Below are 13,131 nucleotides of genomic sequence, written 5' to 3'. Positions count from 1 at the left end.
CTCGACGGCGGGCCAGGCGCCCGCCGCGTCAGGCTTGCGGCGGCTTACGCGTACCGCCCGTGGCAGTGCTTGTACTTCTTGCCTGACCCGCAGGGGCAATCCTCGTTGCGGCCGACCTTGCCCCAGCTTGCCGGGTCATTCGGATTGCGGTCGGCGGCGGGCATCCCCGGCGCCAGCGAGGCCTGCGCGTAGGTGGCCTCGGTCAGGCGGGCCTGGGCGAACTCGTCCTCGCCGGTGTTGGGATCGAGCTTGTGCGCTTCCATCGGCGGCAGCGGCATCGGCGGCTCTTCCGGCGGCACGATCTCGACCCGCATCAGCTGCGCGGTGACCGCCTCGCGCAGATGCGCGCTCATCTCCTGGAAGAGATTGAAGGCCTCGGTCTTGTACTCCTGCAACGGATCGCGCTGGCCGTAGCCGCGCAGGCCGATCACCTGGCGCAGATGGTCGAGCATGATCAGGTGCTCGCGCCAGAGATGGTCGAGCGTCTGCAACAGGATGGTCTTCTCGACGTAACGCATCACGTCGGGGCCCCATTGCGCGACCTTGGCCGCCATGCGCTCGTCGACATGATTCTCGATGCGCGTCAGCAGCTCCTCGTCGGCGATGCCTTCTTCCTTGGCCCATTCGTCGACCGGCAGGTCGACATCGAGCACGCGCTTCAGCTCTTCCTTGAGGCCCGCGGTGTCCCACTGCTCGGCATAGGCGTGCTCGGGGATGTGCTTGGCGACCACGTCCTCGACAAAGGCATGGCGCATGTCGGTCACGGTCTCGACGACGCTGTCGTCCTTCATCAGGTCGATGCGCTGGTCGAAGATCACCTTGCGCTGGTCGTTCTGGACGTTGTCGAACTTCAGGAGGTTCTTGCGGATGTCGAAGTTGCGCGCCTCGACCTTCTGCTGGGCCTTCTCGAGCGCCTTGTTGATCCAGGGATGGATAATGGCCTCGCCTTCCTGCAGGCCGAGCCGTTGCAACATGCTGTCGAGCCGGTCGGAGCCGAAGATGCGCATCAGGTCGTCTTCCAGCGACAGGAAGAATTTCGAGCGGCCGGGGTCGCCCTGACGGCCGGAACGGCCGCGCAGCTGGTTGTCGATGCGGCGGGATTCGTGGCGCTCGGAGCCGATGATGTAGAGGCCGCCCGGCTTCTTCACGGTCTTGGCGGGCTTGTTGCCCTTGGCGGGCTCGACCTCGAAATCCTCTTCGGCCTTCAGCACGATCTCGCGGAAGCGCTCGATGTCGGCCTTGATCAGCTCGATCTTCTTGGCCTTCTCGGCTTCGTCGGTGATCGCGGCGGTCTCCTGCTGGATCCGCATCTCGAGCGAGCCGCCGAGCTTGATGTCGGTACCGCGGCCGGCCATGTTGGTCGCGATCGTGATCGCACCCGGCACGCCGGCTTCCGCGACGATATAGGCTTCCTGCTCGTGGAAGCGCGCGTTCAGCACCGCGAACAGCTTTGCCGGCTTGCCCGCGCGGGCCGCAGCATAAAGCTTGTCCATACCGGACTCGGCGCCGAAATCGATCTGCTTGTAGCCGTGCTTCTTGAGGTACTCGGCCAGCACTTCCGACTTCTCGATCGACGCCGTGCCGACCAGCACCGGCTGCAGCCGCTTGTTGGCGCGCTCGATCTCGGCAAGGATCGCGGCGTATTTCTCGTTCTGGGTGCGGTAGACCTCGTCGTCCTCGTCGAGACGCGCCACCGGCAGGTTGGTCGGGATCTCGACGACCTCGAGCTTGTAGATGTCGAACAGTTCGTCGGCTTCGGTCAGCGCCGTGCCGGTCATGCCGGACAGCTTCTGGTACATCCGGAAATAGTTCTGGAAGGTGATCGAGGCCAGCGTCTGGTTCTCGGGCTGGACCGTGACGTGTTCCTTGGCTTCCAGCGCCTGGTGCAGGCCTTCCGAATAACGCCGGCCCTGCATCATGCGGCCGGTGAACTCGTCGATGATGACGACCTCGTCGTCGCGAACGATGTAATCCTTGTCGCGCGTGAACAGCGTGTGCGCGCGCAGCGCCTGGTTGACGTGATGCACGACCGAGACGTTCTCGACGTCGTACAGCGAGTCACCCTTGAGCTGGCCGGCGTCGCGCAGCAGGTTCTCGAGCTTCTCCATGCCGCCTTCGGTCAGCGTCACCGTGCGCTGCTTCTCGTCGACCTCGAAGTCGTCTTTCTTGACGAGCTTCGGCATGAAGGTGTCGATGGTGTTGTAGAAATCCGAACGGTCGTCGAGCGGGCCGGAGATGATCAGCGGCGTGCGCGCTTCGTCGATCAGGATCGAGTCGACTTCGTCGACGATCGCGTAGAAATGCTCGCGCTGGACCATGTCCTCCAGGCGGTACTTCATGTTGTCGCGCAGATAGTCGAAGCCGTATTCGTTGTTGGTGCCGTAGGTGATGTCGCAGGCATAGGCGGCCTTGCGCTCGGCGTCGTCGAGGCCGTGCACGATCACGCCGGTGGTCAGCCCCAGGAACGAATAGATCTGGCCCATCCAGCCGGAGTCGCGGCGGGCGAGGTAGTCGTTGACGGTGACGACATGGACGCCCTTGCCGGCGAGCGCGTTGAGGTAGACCGCGAGGGTTGCAACCAGCGTCTTGCCTTCGCCGGTCTTCATCTCGGCGATGTCGCCCTCGTGCAGCACCATGCCGCCGATCAGCTGGACGTCGAAATGGCGCTGGCCGAGCGTCCGCTTGGCCGCCTCGCGCACCGTGGCGAAGGCCGGAACCAAGAGGTCGTCGAGCGTCTTGCCATTGGCGAGCTGCTGCTTGAACTCGGCGGTGCGGGCCTTGAGCTCATCGTCCGTCAGTTTGACGACTTCGGGCTCGAGGGCGTTGATGGCGCTGACGCGGGACTGATACCCCTTGACCCGGCGGTCGTTGGAGGAGCCGAAAAACTTGCGGGCGAGCGCGCCGATCATGCGAAATTCCTGTTCTTCGGTCTCGAGTTCGGTCTTGGTTCAGTGTTGAATTTCAGTCTTGGAATACAGCCTGAGATGGTCCGCCGGATTGCCTATCAACTCACCGTGACGCGCTACGGTTCGAGCCCCGGCCCGGAGCTCCTCCGCCAATTGAGTGGGAAACAGGCCATCCTGGGTTCAACGGCGAAAAACGCAGCAAAATAAGCGCTCTCACCGCTGACACGGTCGGCCAGAGATATGGCCCGGTCGGGGGGTTGTCAACGCCGCCAAGATGTCAAGGAATTCATCATTTTGACAAGACTTTCGCGTTGCCAATGTAACACGATTGGGCGAGTGTCCGCCCCGCTCGAGCTTCCCCCCTTTAGACCAAGGATTTTGCATGACCACCTCGCCTCCGGAAACCAAAACCGGCCTGCGCCTCGGCCTCGCCACCCTGGCCGCCACGGGCTGTCTTGTCGCAGTGCTGGCTGCCGGCCTCCCGGTCCGCGCCGCGGAATCCGACCCGGTGCTGGCGAAGGTGAACGGTTCCGAGATCCATGCCAGCGACGTGGCGCTCGCCGAGGAGGAACTCGGCCCGAGCCTGCAGCAGATGGACCCCTCGACCCGCAAGGACAACGTGCTGTCCTTCCTGATCGACATGAAGATCGTGTCCAAGGCCGCCGAGGACAAGAAGATCGAGAACAATGACGACTTCAAGAAGCGGCTCGCCTTCACCCGCAACCGCCTGTTGATGGACAGCCTGCTTGCCAGCGAGGGCAAGGCCGCGACCACCGACGACGCCATGAAGAAGGTCTATGAAGAGGCCTCCAAGCAGATCACCGGCGAGCAGGAGGTGCGCGCCCGCCACATCCTGGTCGAGACCGAGGACGAAGCGAAGGCGATCAAGGCCGAGCTCGACAAGGGCGCGGACTTCGCCGAGCTCGCCAAGAAGAAGTCCAAGGATCCCGGCGCCTCCGATGGCGGCGACCTCGGCTTCTTCACCAAGGAGCAGATGGTGCCGGAATTCTCTGCGGTCGCCTTCACGCTCGAGCCGGGCAAGATCTCCGATCCGGTCAAGTCGCAGTTCGGCTGGCACATCATCAAGGTCGAGGAAAAGCGCAACCGCAAGGCGCCCGACTTCGAGCAGGTGAAGGCCCAGATCGAGACCTATGTGACCCGCAAGGCCCAGGCCGACTATGTCGCCAAGCTGCGCGAGGCCGCCAAGGTCGAGCGCCTAGACAAGCCGGCCGAGACGGCCAAGGACGCGACGGCGCCGGCCGATGCCGCCAAGGACGCGCCGAAGCCCGCCGACAACAAGATGGCGCCGGCGAAGAAGTAAGCTCCAGAGCGAAAGCAGTTGCGATGGCCGGGCATGTCCCGGCCATTTGCATTTTGTGGTGCGTTCGTAGCCCGGATGAAGCGAAGCGAAATCCGGGGCAGACCATCCACGGGGACAGCGGCCCCGGATTACGCTGCGCTCCGTCCGGGCTACAGACGTCTCTTTGAACAATTGATGACAGCGCGTTCGCGCCCGAGCCCTCTCCCGCTTCAGCCGGCGAGATGTTATGCAGCGCTTCCCTCCCCGTAGCCGGAAGCCTCCCATGTCCACCGCCGTCTCCCCCCTCGCCCCGCCCGACGTCCCCGAGATGCCCGTGATCGCGGGTGTGCGGCTTGCGACCGCTGCCGCCGGCATCCGCTACAAGGGCCGCACCGACGTGCTGCTCGCGCTGATGGACAAGGGCACCACGGTGGCCGGTGTCTTCACCAAGTCGAAATGCCCGTCGGCGCCAGTCGAATGGTGCCGCGCCAAACTGAAGGGCGGGGCCGCGCGCGCGCTGGTGGTCAATTCCGGCAACGCCAACGCCTTCACCGGTAAGACCGGCAAGTCGTCGACGGCATTGACCGCGCAGATCGCGGCGAAGGCGGTCGGCTGTTCGACGTCGGATGTGTTCCTTGCCTCCACCGGCGTGATCGGCGAGCCGCTCGACGCCACCAAGTTCGACGGCGTGCTGGCGCAGCTCGCGGAGACCGCGACCCCCGATCTGTGGATGGACGCGGCCAAGGCGATCATGACTACCGATACCTTCCCGAAGGTCGCCACCGCGACCGTGAAGCTCGGCAAGGCCAAGGTGACGATCAACGGCATGGCCAAGGGCGCCGGCATGATCATGCCCGACATGGCGACCATGCTGTCCTTCGTCTTCACCGATGCGCCGCTGTCGGCTGGCGTGCTGCAATCCCTGCTCAAGGCCGGCGTCGAGGACACTTTCAATGCGCTGACCATCGACGGCGACACCTCGACCTCGGACACGCTGCTCGCATTTGCGACCGGTGCTGCGGCCGCCAACGGCGCGCCGAAGATCTCGCGCGCCAGCGACCCGCGGCTGAAGGCCTTCACCAAGGCGTTCCAGCAGATCCTCGCCAATCTGTCCGAGCAGGTGGCGCGCGACGGCGAGGGCGCCCGCAAGCTGGTCGAGGTCGTGGTCGAGGGTGCCACGACAAAGCCGTCGGCGCGCAGAATCGCGATGTCGATCGCCAATTCGCCGCTGGTGAAGACCGCGATCGCCGGCGAGGACGCCAATTGGGGCCGCGTCGTGATGGCGGTCGGCAAGGCCGGCGAGCCCGCCAACCGCGACAAGCTCTCGATCTCCTTCAACGGCATCCGCGTCGCCAAGAGCGGCGCGCGCGATCCGTCCTACAATGAGAAAGAGGTATCGGAGGCGATGAAGGCGCCGAAGATCCAGATCAAGGTCGCGCTCGGCCTCGGCAAGGCGAAGGACCGCGTGCTGACCTGCGACCTCACCAAGGAATATGTCGCGATCAACGGCGATTACAGGTCGTAGCCGCTTTCCCAATCACCTCCGTCATTGCGAGGAGCGAAGCGACGAAGCAATCCACCCGTCCGTATGTGCGGTGAGATGGATTGCTTCGCTTCGCTCGCAATGACGGTGTAAGTCCCGTCATCCCCGCGCAAAGGCTTCGCCTTTGTCGCTGGAGGTGCGAGCGGAGCGAGCCTCGAAGGATGCACGGCCTGAATGCATCAGCGCTGTGAGGGAGTTGGGCCGTCGACCCTTCGAGACGGCCGCTTCGCGGCCACCTCAGGGTGACGGTGAGAGACACCGTGAGCTTTCGCTAGCTCGAGATCCGCGCGTCGGCGACTGCTTTCTTGAACAGTGCGTTCATCGCGTCCGCGATGCCCTGCGTCGGGCTGACCTCGAAATAGAAGCCCGGCGACGCACAGGTCTGCATGTTCTGCGCGATCTGGCTGTTCGGCGAGGGGCCGAACGGGCCCTGATTGAACGGATCGATCCAGGTCATGTACCAGTTGTTGGTCGGCAGCTGCAGATAGGTGGTGTAGAGCACCGCGATCTTGATGTTGCGCTTCTTGATCGCATCGCAAAGCGCCGGATTGATCGGCGACTGGCAGCGATTGCTGCCGGTGATCGGCTTCAGGCAGCTTGTATTCGGCTCGTCGGCGACCCCGTCGGATACGAAGAACAGATATTTCAGCGGCGCCGACGACGTGCCTGCGCCCGGATTTGCGATCGCATTGTTGATCTGGGGAAAGATCGCGGTGAACTGGCTGTCCTTGTCCGCGGTGTAAGAATCGTTGTTGCCGTAGACACCCATCAGATCGATGTTGCCGGCCGCCGACTTTGCGCTCGACAGGCTTGATGACAGCGAAAACAGGCTTCGCAAACCATAGGTCGCCGAGGACGCGCCGAAGTCATAGATCGCCATGCGGAACTGGCTCGAATAGGTCTGGGTCGCCGCCGCGGTGTCCATCAATTGCTGGGTCGCGCTGCGCAGCACATCGATCCGCGTCGTGACGCCAAGCGATTTTGCCAGATTGTAGTAGTTGTTGGGGTCGTTGTAGTCGTGGCAGGCGAAGGCGCATTGGTCGTTCGGCTTGAAGCTGTTGCCGGTGGTGGCCGTGACCAGCTTGGCGACGTCCGTCGGCGTCGCGCCGACGCCCATCGACGGCGAGTTATCGAGCAGCAGATAGAAATCGATATAGAGCGGCATGTTCGCGGTCGAGGTCGAGGTGCCCGACACCGACACCTTGCTCCGCCCCAGCACGCCGAGGAACATGGTCGGGACATCGGCGGTGAATTGGACCGTCGAGGTGATGATGCTGCCGCTCTTGGTCATGGTCGGCGTCACGTTGGTCAGCGTGAAGCCGTTCTGGTTGAAGATGTTGCCGTTGAAGATCTTTTTCGCATCGGCTTCTCCCGCCGAGATCTCGCCGTCCGAGGTCATGGCGCCGGCCGCGATGAAGCCGGGCGATGCCTTGGCGACCGATCCGACGCTCGCCGCGTCGGCGGCGGAGATCAGCTTGCTGCGGATCTGGTTGGCGCGGGAATAGTCGACCGCGCATCCGACCGCGACGAGCAGCGGCAGCAGGGCCATGCCGAAGATCATCGCGATGTTGCCGGAGCGATCGCGGCGGAAGCGGCTGACGGTCCGGAGCAAGGTGTGCATGGGTTATATCGGCAGAGAAATTGATGGGCTGATAAATCAGGACCTTCACCCTGCCTGCCGCGAATTAAGGCCGGCTTATCGCGAATGCAGAAAAAGCGCACCGGCACAAATCGTTTGGCTGACGGGGCGTTGCTGGTTAATGAAAGCTTGCAGATGAGAAGGACATTCCAGCTACATGGCTGACATCAAGCTGACCCTCGTCGTCGCCTGCGCGCTGGTCGACGCCGACAAGCGCGTGCTGCTGGCGCAGCGTCCCGAAGGCAAGGCACTGGCGGGCCTGTGGGAATTCCCCGGCGGCAAGATCGAGCCCGGCGAGCGACCGGAACAGACCCTGATCCGCGAGCTGCACGAGGAGATCGGCATCACCGTGAGCGAGCCGTGCCTCGCGCCGCTGACCTTCGCCAGCCATGCCTACGAGACTTTCCATCTGCTGATGCCGCTCTACATCTGCCGGCGCTGGGAGGGCATGGCGGTGGCACGCGAGGGCCAGAACCTCGCCTGGGTCCGCGCCAACAAGCTGCGCGACTATCCGATGCCGCCGGCGGACATTCCGCTGCTGCCGCATCTGATCGATTTGCTGCTGTGATCTTAGCCTCCCCCGCTTGCGGGAGGCGCGGCTACCCAAAATATCGAAAACAACCCCATGCACAGTAGCGGCTGCGGCCGTCATTCGACCTGGCGACTTGACGCGTCGGGCAACTCACAGGCCCGCGGACACCCCGCTGCAGCCGCATCTGATGGATTTGCTGCTGTGATCTCTTCATCCTCCCCTGGAGGGGGAGGATCGATCCGCATGAAGCGCAGCGGAATGCGGATCGAGGTGGGGTGACGGTCTCTCAACACGGGCACTGTTCGAGTCGAAAGACCGTCACCCCACCCCGCCGCTCATTTCATTCGCGTCGACCCTCCCCCTCCAGGGGAGGGTGAAGTGCCCTTCACCGCGGCCTCCAGGCTCGCTCTTGCCGAACCCGGCTTGAGTGGCTTCGGTTGGCTCTCATGCGGCGCCCAGCCGGAGAGCCAGACGATGTCGAAGGTGGCGCGGATGCGGCCGTCGGGATCGGCGAAACGCTCGCCATAGATCTGCGCCATGCGCAGCATGGTGGCGCGGCGGGTCGGCGTATGGCGGCGCTCGCGCAGCACATTGGTGGCGCCCATGCGCCTGAGATCGGCCATCAGGGCGAACGCGCTGGCGTAGCGCACCACGACGCGGTCGACATCGGTGACCGGCAGCGCAAAACCGGCCCGCTGCAACAACGCGCCGATGTCGCGCAGGTCGGCGAACGGCGCGACGCGCGGCGACACCCCGCCCTCGCACTCCGCCTCCGCCGCGGCAAAGCTTTGCCGGAGCTCGGTCAGCGTGTCGCCGCCGAGCATCGCCGCGAGCAGCAGCCCGTCCGGTTTCAGCGCGCGGCGGATCTGCGTCAGCACGCCCGGCAGATCGTTGACGAACTGGAAGGCGAGCGCGGAGACCGCGAGGTCCAGCGATTCAGGTGGCAGTCCGAGCGCTTCCGTCTCGCTGAAACCGATCGGATCGACCGAGGCGACACGCCCGCGCAGGGCGTCCGCAAGCCCGTCTCCCGGCGTCCAGATATCGGCCGCGGAAGAAAAGCCGCGCGACACCGCCAGCAACCGGTCCGACATGTCCTCTGTGGCCCGCTCGAGCAGGAACGTCGCCGCCCCCGCGGCCTCCGCGCGCGCCAGCCGCGCGCGGAGCGATGCGCGATCGAACAGGACGGGAGCCGTGGCTGGGGTCGTTGCCATGCCGGCTGGTTACGCCGGACGGCCGCCGCAGGCAATGCGCCTTGAGCCCGCTCGGCTCAAACGCTAGCCTCATCGGCCATGGACGCCGAGGCATCACCGACACGCTCCATTTCCGGTCACATCCAGCGGGCGCTCGGCGCGGTCGGGGGTGCGTGGCTGCATACCGCGCGGTTGGCCCTCGACATCGCGCTGCCGACGCTGTGCGTGTCCTGCCGCGAGCCGGTTCATGGCGAGGGCGTCTGCGCGGCCTGCTGGGCCAAATTGTCGTTCATCGCGCCGCCGTTCTGCCCACGGCTCGGGATTCCCTTTGTCTACGATCCCGGTCCCGAGCTGCTGTCGATGGAGGCGATCGCCAATCCACCGTCCTACCAGCGCGCCCGCGCCGCGGTGCGCTATGACGACGTCGCGCGCACCCTGGTGCACGCATTGAAATACCAGGATCGCACCGATCTGGCGCCGACAATGGGCCGCTGGATGGCGCGCGCGGGGAAGGAAGTGCTAGCAGATGCCGATATGCTGGTGCCGGTTCCCCTGCATTGGCGGCGCGGCTGGAGCCGGCGCTACAACCAGTCCGGCGCGCTCGCCAAGGTGATCGCGCGCCAGAGCGGCGTCAAAATGGTGTCCGAGGCGCTGCGGCGCACCCGCGCCACCGAGCAGCAGATCGGGCTGTCGCGCAAGGACCGCGCCAGCAATGTGCAGGGCGCATTCGGGGTCGCCGATGAACGCAAGGCTGACATCCAAGGCCGCCGTGTGGTCCTGGTCGACGACGTCCTGACCTCTGGCGCCACAGTGGATGCCTGCGCACGGGCGCTGTTGCGCGCCAAGGCCGCGCAGGTCGACGTGCTGGTGTTTGCCCGGGTTGTCGATACCCACCGCGCTCCCATATAATCTGTAACTTCTGGTTCAACCGAGCACACCATGACCGCTGCCATCGAAATCTATACCCGCCCCGGCTGCGGTTATTGCACCGCGGCCAAATCGCTTTTGACGCGCAAGAACGCCGCGTTCACCGAATTGAGCGTCGCCAGCAACCCGGCGTACCGCGACGAGATGTACGATCGCGCCGGCGCGGGCTCGACTTTCCCGCAGATCTTCATCGACAAGACCCATGTCGGCGGCTGCGACGAGCTCTACGCGCTCGACCGCGAGGGCAAGCTCGACGGCCTGCTCAGCAACGGAGGCGGCGCCTGATGAGCACGGACAACATTTTCACTGCCGCCATGGTGCAGATGCGCACCGGATTGCTGCCCGAGCCGAGCCTGGAGCAGGGCACGCGGCTGATCCGCGAAGCGGCGGCGCAGGGCGCCAAATACGTGCTGACCCCTGAGGTCAGCAACATGATGCAGCTGAACCGCAAGGCGCTGTTCGAGCATCTGGCGAGCGAAGAGGACGACAAGTCGCTGCAGGCCTATCGCGCGCTGGCCGCCGAACTGAAGATCCATCTGCATATCGGCTCGCTGGCGCTGCGCTACTCGCCGGAGAAGGCGGTCAACCGCTCGTTCCTGATCGGGCCCGAGGGCAATGTGCTCGCGAGCTACGACAAGATCCACATGTTCGACATCGATCTGCCGGGCGGCGAGAGCTATCGCGAGTCGGCCAATTACCAGCCCGGCGAGACCGCCGTGATCTCCGACCTGCCCTGGGGCCGGATCGGATTGACGATCTGCTACGATGTGCGCTTCCCGGCGCTCTATCGCGCGCTTGCCGAAGCCGGCGCGTCGTTCCTCACCGTGCCGTCCGCCTTCACCCGCAAGACCGGCGAAGCGCACTGGCACACGCTGCTGCGCGCCCGCGCCATCGAGACCGGCTGCTTCGTGTTTGCGGCGGCGCAAGCCGGCCTGCATGAGAACAAGCGCGAGACCTTCGGGCATTCGCTGATCATCGACCCTTGGGGCGAGATCCTCACCGAGGGCGGCGTCGAGCCCGGCGTGTTCCTGGCCGAGATCGATCCCACCAAGGTCGAGACCGCGCGCAAGACTATCCCTTCACTTCAGCACGGCAGGCGTTTCGGCATCGCCGACCCCAAGGCCGGCCCGGAGCATCTGCACCTCGTCCGGGGCTCGGCATGATCCGCTACACGCTGCGCTGCGAGCGCGGCCATCAGTTCGAGAGCTGGTTCCAGAGCTCCTCGGCCTATGAATCGCAGGAGCGGCGTCATTTGATCGATTGCCCGTCCTGCGGCTCCGACAAGATCGAGCGCGCGATCATGGCGCCGCAAATCGTCAGCAAGAAGGGCCGCGAACCGGCCCAGCCGGCGCCGGCCGCGCCCGTCGAGGCACCGCCTGCCGAATCGACGTCGCTGATGATGGCGCAGGAGCGCGAGCTGCGCAGCAAGCTGAAGGAACTGCGCGACCATATCGTGAAGAACGCCGACAATGTCGGCGACCGCTTCCCGAACGAGGCGCGCAAGATGCATTACGGCGATATTGAGCATCGGCCGATCTACGGCGAGGCCTCGCCCGAGGAGGCGCGCGCGCTGATCGACGAAGGCGTCGAGGTCTCGCCGCTGCCGACGCTGCCGGAAGATCGGAATTGACCGCGTCCTGGCAGGTCTGGGCGTTTCTTTCGGCCATTTTCGCGGCGCTGACCGCGATCTTCGCCAAGGTCGGCGTCGAGGGCATCAACTCCGATCTCGCCACCCTGATCCGCACCGTGATCGTGCTGATCACGCTGTCGGCGATCCTGTTCGCGACCGGGCAATTCGCCCAGGCCGGCCCGATCTCGGGCAAGAGTTGGCTATTCCTGCTGCTGTCCGGGCTCGGCACCGGCGCGTCGTGGATCTGCTATTTCCGCGCACTCAAGCTTGGACCTGCCACACTGGTCGCGCCGATCGACAAGCTCAGCGTGGTGCTGGTGGCGTTGTTCGGCGCCGTGTTCCTTGGCGAGCGCCCCTCGGCCTATGGCTGGATCGGGATCGCGCTGATCTCGGCGGGCGCGGTACTGATCGCCGTGAAGGGCTGATAGCGTTTTCGAGCGAAGTGGCTACCGGTTCGCGTGAAGAAAACGCGTCAAACAAGAGCTTACGCGGCGATCAGCAGCGCGACGCCGATCACGATCAGGACGATGCCGATCACCTCGCGCAGCGAGAACGGCTGCTTGAGCGAGAAATAGGCCACGCCCTGCGCGAACAGCACCTCGATCAGCGCCAGCGTGCGCACGTTGGCGGCGGCGGTGAGCGCGAACGCCAGGAACCAGAACTGCGAGGAGAACGCGCCCATGAAGCCCGCGAACATCGAGGGCCGCCACAGGCCGAGAATCTTTCGCAGCACGTCGGGCGCGCGCAGCAGCAGATAGACCGACAGGATCAGCGTCTGGACGAACAGGCTCCACATCAGCGTGTAGGAGGCCGCCGTCACAAACGAGACGCCGGGCACGGCAATGATGGCGCCGCGAAAACTCACCGCCGAGATCGCGAACACCGCGGCGGCGCCGAGGCCGAGCACAGTCGGGCGCAAATCGGCAAAACTCTTCTGCCCGCCAGGCCGCAGCGCGGTGACGACAACGCCGATGGTCGCGATCACGATCGCGATCACCTTGGGCGTCGTCAGATGGTCGCCGAGGAAGATGAAGCCGAAGATCGCGGTCTGGATCGCCTCGGTCTTCATATAGGCCGTGGTCACCACGAAGGAGCGGTCGTTCATCGCCAGCAGCATGAAGCCGGTGCCGACGATCTGGCTGAGCGCGCCGGACAACAGCCACGGCCAGAACGACGCCGCCGGCCACGGCAGGCGATCGCCGGTCAGCAGCACCGCCAGCGCGAAGAACACCACCGCGAACGGCAGGCCGAACAGGAAACGGATATTGGTCGCGCCCCAGGTCCCCAGCGGCCCGGTCAGATGCCGCTGCATCGCATTGCGCGCCACCTGCCCGAACGCAGCGACGATGGTGAAGGGGATCCAGAGCGAGGCGATGGTGAACATGCGGGATGAGGAAAGTGCGCCGGGGCGGGAGTACGCGCGCAGCGTGCCCGGCGCGACGAATGCGGTCAATCGAAACGGCG

The 13,131-nt window shown here is 65.0% G+C and carries 12 protein-coding genes; 8 read left to right on the top strand and 4 right to left on the bottom strand.

The annotated features are described in order from the left end of the window. Nucleotides 1-44 precede the first annotated feature (44 nt). Nucleotides 45-2,909 (bottom strand): preprotein translocase subunit SecA, encoded by a 2,865-nt coding sequence (gene secA, locus BraRD5C2_RS23880; RefSeq protein ID WP_223972091.1) that lies wholly within the window; start codon nt 2,907-2,909, stop codon nt 45-47. 379 nt (nt 2,910-3,288) lie between these two features. Between secA and BraRD5C2_RS23875 the strand changes: the two genes are divergently transcribed. Together BraRD5C2_RS23875 and argJ are read left to right on the top strand one after the other, a co-directional pair. Next, nucleotides 3,289-4,227, top strand: coding sequence for a peptidylprolyl isomerase (locus BraRD5C2_RS23875; protein WP_212311945.1), 939 nt, complete (start codon nt 3,289-3,291; stop codon nt 4,225-4,227). A gap of 262 nt (nt 4,228-4,489) precedes the next feature. Further along, entirely contained in the window at nt 4,490-5,731 is a 1,242-nt protein-coding gene (argJ, locus tag BraRD5C2_RS23870) for a bifunctional glutamate N-acetyltransferase/amino-acid acetyltransferase ArgJ (RefSeq protein ID WP_223972089.1), read from the top strand. A 289-nt stretch (nt 5,732-6,020) separates the two neighbouring features. On the opposite strand, the gene BraRD5C2_RS23865 is transcribed toward argJ, so the two are convergent. Beyond that, a complete protein-coding gene (locus tag BraRD5C2_RS23865; RefSeq protein WP_223972086.1) occupies nt 6,021-7,370 on the bottom strand; it encodes a TadE/TadG family type IV pilus assembly protein in 1,350 nt (449 codons plus the stop codon). A gap of 175 nt (nt 7,371-7,545) precedes the next feature. On the opposite strand from BraRD5C2_RS23865, the gene BraRD5C2_RS23860 reads away from it, so the two are divergent. Beyond that, the gene (locus BraRD5C2_RS23860) at nt 7,546-7,956 is read left to right on the top strand and encodes a (deoxy)nucleoside triphosphate pyrophosphohydrolase (RefSeq protein ID WP_050404797.1); all 411 of its coding nucleotides are present in this window, start codon (nt 7,546-7,548) and stop codon (nt 7,954-7,956) included. A 299-nt stretch (nt 7,957-8,255) separates the two neighbouring features. On the opposite strand, the gene BraRD5C2_RS23855 is transcribed toward BraRD5C2_RS23860, so the two are convergent. Next, complete coding sequence (locus BraRD5C2_RS23855) at nt 8,256-9,131, bottom strand: methyltransferase domain-containing protein (RefSeq protein ID WP_223972083.1); 876 nt, start codon at nt 9,129-9,131, stop codon at nt 8,256-8,258. A gap of 78 nt (nt 9,132-9,209) precedes the next feature. Here BraRD5C2_RS23855 and BraRD5C2_RS23850 point away from each other — a divergent pair, with 78 nt between their 5' ends. Genes BraRD5C2_RS23850 through BraRD5C2_RS23830 form a run of 5 tightly spaced genes read left to right on the top strand, consistent with a single transcriptional unit; the run spans nt 9,210 to nt 12,092 of the window. Continuing rightward, entirely contained in the window at nt 9,210-10,019 is an 810-nt protein-coding gene (locus BraRD5C2_RS23850) for a ComF family protein (protein WP_223972080.1), read from the top strand. Between the two features lie 30 nt (nt 10,020-10,049). Beyond that, nucleotides 10,050-10,322, top strand: a complete 273-nt coding sequence (grxC, locus tag BraRD5C2_RS23845; protein WP_097671104.1) for a glutaredoxin 3 — start codon at nt 10,050-10,052, stop codon at nt 10,320-10,322. After that, nucleotides 10,322-11,200 carry a carbon-nitrogen hydrolase family protein gene (locus BraRD5C2_RS23840; protein ID WP_223972078.1) on the top strand — a complete coding sequence of 293 codons (879 nt, stop codon included), beginning with the start codon at nt 10,322-10,324 and terminating at the stop codon, nt 11,198-11,200. The genes grxC and BraRD5C2_RS23840 overlap by 1 nt, the downstream gene beginning before the upstream one ends. Next, nucleotides 11,197-11,667 (top strand): DUF1178 family protein, encoded by a 471-nt coding sequence (locus tag BraRD5C2_RS23835; RefSeq protein ID WP_223972075.1) that lies wholly within the window; start codon nt 11,197-11,199, stop codon nt 11,665-11,667. The genes BraRD5C2_RS23840 and BraRD5C2_RS23835 overlap by 4 nt, the downstream gene beginning before the upstream one ends. Beyond that, on the top strand, nt 11,664-12,092 hold the full coding sequence (locus BraRD5C2_RS23830; protein ID WP_223972072.1) for an EamA family transporter: 429 nt from the start codon (nt 11,664-11,666) through the stop codon (nt 12,090-12,092). Before BraRD5C2_RS23835 ends, BraRD5C2_RS23830 begins: the two co-directional genes overlap by 4 nt. 59 nt (nt 12,093-12,151) lie before the next feature. Here BraRD5C2_RS23830 and BraRD5C2_RS23825 read toward each other — a convergent pair whose 3' ends face one another. Further along, entirely contained in the window at nt 12,152-13,051 is a 900-nt protein-coding gene (locus BraRD5C2_RS23825; protein ID WP_223972554.1) for a DMT family transporter, read from the bottom strand. Nucleotides 13,052-13,131: the final 80 nt, after the last annotated feature.

The sequence above is a fragment of the Bradyrhizobium sp. RD5-C2 genome (genome assembly GCF_019972155.1).
In the GTDB taxonomy this organism is placed as follows: Bacteria; Pseudomonadota; Alphaproteobacteria; order Rhizobiales; family Xanthobacteraceae; genus Bradyrhizobium.
The sequence above is the reverse complement of the archived record's forward strand: the minus strand, read 5'-3'. Positions and strand labels throughout refer to the sequence as shown.